Origin of the sequence: Desulfobacterium sp. N47, assembly GCF_051233685.1 — a bacterium.
Taxonomy (GTDB): Bacteria; Desulfobacterota; Desulfobacteria; order Desulfobacterales; family RPRI01; genus RPRI01.
Genome location: NZ_JBAMMY010000326.1, coordinates 1 through 4,208, shown reverse-complemented (window position 1 = coordinate 4,208; position 4,208 = coordinate 1). Strand labels below are relative to the sequence as shown.

General features: G+C 43.3%; 4 protein-coding genes. 3 read left to right on the top strand and 1 reads right to left on the bottom strand.

Annotation, left to right across the window (positions count from 1 at the left end; genetic code table 11):
• Nucleotides 1-336 precede the first annotated feature (336 nt).
• Complete coding sequence (locus VXK47_RS20755; protein ID WP_435550697.1) at nt 337-534, bottom strand: hypothetical protein; 198 nt, start codon at nt 532-534, stop codon at nt 337-339.
• A gap of 468 nt (nt 535-1,002) precedes the next feature.
• On the opposite strand from VXK47_RS20755, the gene VXK47_RS20750 reads away from it, so the two are divergent.
• The 3 genes from VXK47_RS20750 to VXK47_RS20740 all read left to right on the top strand — a co-directional run bounded on the left by VXK47_RS20750 (nt 1,003) and on the right by VXK47_RS20740 (nt 4,151).
• The gene (locus VXK47_RS20750; protein WP_435550696.1) at nt 1,003-3,372 is read left to right on the top strand and encodes a TonB-dependent receptor; all 2,370 of its coding nucleotides are present in this window, start codon (nt 1,003-1,005) and stop codon (nt 3,370-3,372) included.
• Nucleotides 3,299-3,628: a hypothetical protein gene (locus VXK47_RS20745; RefSeq protein WP_435550698.1), complete on the top strand. Its 330-nt coding sequence runs from the start codon at nt 3,299-3,301 to the stop codon at nt 3,626-3,628. Before VXK47_RS20750 ends, VXK47_RS20745 begins: the two co-directional genes overlap by 74 nt.
• 172 nt (nt 3,629-3,800) lie before the next feature.
• Nucleotides 3,801-4,151, top strand: a complete 351-nt coding sequence (locus VXK47_RS20740; RefSeq protein ID WP_435550695.1) for a hypothetical protein — start codon at nt 3,801-3,803, stop codon at nt 4,149-4,151.
• Nucleotides 4,152-4,208 lie beyond the last annotated feature (57 nt).

Below are 4,208 nucleotides of genomic sequence, written 5' to 3'. Positions count from 1 at the left end.
GGGATATGATTCGGATCATGATTTTCAGAATAGAAAACGTTTTATTATCGGTGATCAAGGAACGAGAGACATAACTGATACAACATGCAAGTTGAAATTCGGCTACGATCTTGACAGTAATACCCAATTAAATTTTCAGTGAAGCGTGATTTGTGAAGAGGTTCATAACATTTTTTACGCTACACGTTTCACGGGTCACGCTTTTTGCGTCAAACGTTACGGGTGTTTACGGATTAAATTATTTGGAGGAATGCCTTTCAGATCGGGATCGGACAATGAAATATGTCAAAACACAGGCAGCAATGGTTGCAACTATAAAAAATATTGTTAATTCAATCATCTGATTTCTCCTTTGTCTATGATAATGGCCAGGAAAAACATGGCGACTGAAAAGACCAGTCCACTCAGAAATACGTGCCATGGAATTGTTACTGTAGAAACAAATTTGCCAATAACCATAGCCCCGAAAGATAGGGTTCCAAGGTTTATAAAGATTCTACAAATATTTTCCAGTTGTTTTGGTGTCAATTCCATTTATTTAACAATAGCGTGGAATAAGAAAGGAGTCAATACAATTTTTAACCGTGAAGAGTGATTCGTGAAGAGGTTTATAACATTTTTTACGTTGCACATAAAAAAAGAGGAGGTGATCAAGATGAAGAGCTATCCTTGAATTAGTGCAAAATATCGCGGTCGTTCAGCAATAAAAACCCTTCCAGTTTCTTGATCCAGTCCTGCATGGTCATGGCGATGCGTCGCTCACTATGGGCGGGCTTGCCTGCCCACAGAAGGGCTGACAAAGAAGACAGGGTGGAAGAACCCCTGAAGTCCAGCCGACCCAACCAGAAAGGAGGCCTGATTGAACTGGTAAAATATATATTACCGCCGAACCTCCTGGATGTAAATCGTTTTTAGCAATTACCGCCCTGCCCTCCCCCTTGTCGAAGATCCCGTCTTTAGCGGGGAAAGGGGAGGCTGGGGGGGGTGAAAAGGAGGTTCAAGATGAGAAAGATTTTTAAGACAGCGATGATGTTAGTTGTTTTGCTTTCATTCCTGGCCTTGCCTGGTATCTGTTTGGCTGAGGAATATGCTGCCGAGGAGGAAGTTAAGAAGGAAGAAATGAAAAAGAAGGAGGAATCTGAAAAGGGCAAGAAAAAAGAAGAGATAAAGAAAGAAGAGGCTAAAAAAGAGGAAAAGACAAAAGAAGAAAAGAAAGCGTTCGAATTGGAAGAGATGGTGGTAACGGCACCTGAGGTACAAGGGGCTCCGGGAAGGACTGTTTTGATAACAAAAGAGGAGATAGACCTAAAGAACACCCAGAATGCCATTAAGATATTAGAGCATATACCCGGAGTGTATTTGAGACCGGACAAAAGGACCGGCGGTCAGATTAACATCAGGGGTGTTGCCGAGACCAAAACGGTCATACTGCTTGACGATTCCATACTGAATGACTCTTTTCATCAGAAGGTATTCTGGAATATAATTCCCATTGAAGCAATTGAGCGGGTTGAGGTTATACCAGGTCCATTCTCTGCTCTTTACGGTGGAAGGGGCGGCATCGGCGGAACCGTAAAGTTCATAACCAAGATGCCTGAAAAAGAGGAATTTTTTGTAAAAGGTGTTTATGGGAGCGATAATACAAGGCGTGGTACGGCAAGCTATGGAAACAAGTTACATGATAAGGTGTCCTTTTACCTTTGTTATGATTATATGGAGACGGATGGATATGTGACAGACTATATAACAAAATCCGCAAAGGATGGGGCCGGCGATATACCCGTTACAGGATGGAAAAAGACTACCGACAGTCAGGGAAACCCTATGTATCTTATCGGCGACAAGGGTGACACTGAGACATGGGAATGGAGTTTCCTATCTAAGTTAAAGTTTGATTTTTCTGACACATCGAGTATGACCCTTACATTTAGTCCTAGCCAATGGAATTATGGAGGGGGGGCGGCAGGTCTTGATGACCCTAATAGTTACCTGAGACATGCTAGTACCGGTGAGCCTGTAAACTCGGGCAATATCACCTTTAATGATGATGGCGAACAAAAGAATATAGATCTTGGGACCGCTACCTTCTTGGGAGGCAAAAGCGAGAGAAGCAAACGCTATCGCTATACCCTTGCTTATGAAACGGAATTTACGCCAGATTTTAATCTGAGAGCCACTGTTGAGTATGTTGATGAAAAGAAAAGAGGTATTGATATAGCCCCTCTTGCGGGCGCCACATCCTCTGGTGGACCTGGCAAACTAACGAGATTTCCGTTCGATCGTTGGCAGGGGAGGATAGAGTCGAAGGTCCTTAACATCTTTGGTTTTAACAATCTAACCCTTGGCGCTGATTATATGACAGAAGAGGGCGGGAGAAGAAATTATAACGAAATGACCAATTGGAGGGATGAGAGTACTAAAGGGGAGATGTCCAGTAAAAGTGATGGTACTAACAGTGTATACTCTCTCTTTGTCCAGGATGAGATGATTTTGATGGAGGACCGCCTTACCCTTTATCTTGGAGGAAGGCTTGACTCGTGGAAAATCTCTGACCTTATGGATTGGACTACGGTCGGCGATATTGGAACCCACACATATAAGGATAGGGATGAAACCTATTTCAGCCCCAAGGGTTCTGTTAAGTACAGGGCATTTGAATCAACCACCTTGAGGCTTTCTCTTGCAAAGGCCTTTACCGCTCCGAGGCTGCACGATACTCTTGGAGGGGCCTCTTCGGCTAATTATATGCTGCTTGCAAGCCCTTATCTGAAGCCGGAGAAGGCCACATGTTGGGAGGCAGGAGTTGATCAAACGATTTTCGATAAAACACTTGTAATGGCCACATACTTTGAAAACTACTTGCGTGATTTTCAGTATAGGGAATACTGGACTGAATCAGGTATTCGATATGGTGTATCTAAGAGTGGGGGCAAGGCAAGGATACGAGGTTTTGAACTGGGAATCAAGCATCAGATAACCTCATTTATCAGCGCCTATGCCAATATGACCTATCAGGACACAGAGGTTACCGAAGATAAACAGAATCCCGAAAAAGAGGGCAAACGGATGACAAACGTGCCTCAAGAGATGTATAATTTCGGCCTTTTGTGCGAAAATTATGCAGGTTTTAAGGGCTCTGTTACAGGTCGTTATGTGGGCAAGGTTTATGGTGATTCTTTAAACCGGGATAGAAAAAATCACGTCTACGGCTCCTATGACCCCTATTTTACGATGGATGCAAAGGTTGGTTACGAAATCAGAAAGGGCATTGAAGTCTCCTTTGCCGTGGATAACCTCCTTGACAAAGACTACTACCAGGGCTGGAGGGCCCCTGGCAGAGAATTCTTTGGAGAGGTTGTTTACAAATTCTAGACTGTATAAAGTGAATCAACTTTATGCAGGTTCAACCGAGGATGCGGATAAAAACCTATTTTATTTGGAAAGGGAGGTAAATATAATGAATACTTTTGGTAAAAAGATGCTGGTATTTGACACTAAGCTCATGTATAAATTCCTTAAAAACTGGAAAGCTTCTCTGGGTGTCGATAACATTACTGATGAACTTTACCACATGGGCCACCCCTATCCGAGAAGAACCTTTTTTGCCATGCTCGAGGCCAGTTTTTAATAATAGTCTGGCCGGGGTGATGTATTGGTTCTCAGTTGTTAAAAAGTCCGTTTCAGGGGAGGAGGTGATGCAATTTGGATGTTGAATAAGGCGTGAAGTGTCAGCTTTAAGTTGTTAAAAAGTCAGTATTGTATGTGGATAGAAAAATTTAAAATTTATGGAGGTGTAGAAGATGAGACACATTTTAATTACCGCAATTGCGCTAAGTTTTATGATGTTTTCAAATGCCTTTGCCCATCATGTATGGATGGAAAAGAGGAATGGAGATATCGGTATCTTGTATGGCCATGGGATCAACAAGCTTGACCCTTATGACCCGGAAAAGATAAAGGATGTGAAAGGATTTGATAGCAAGGGGAAGGCTGTAGAGGTTGTGATTGTAAAACAAAAAGAGAGCGCCCTAATATCCCCAAAAGGGGAGGCCGCAACCATTAGTATATTCCATGCTTATCCGGTTGGCACATACGCGCCGCCCCTCCCTCTGCTTGGAGCCGGATGCTCACGTTCGGAGCAGTGCGAATGACGGTGCGTTGTCTGCCTGTCAATCCGAATCAAAATCCCACAGTTCTTCCGCGTTCGG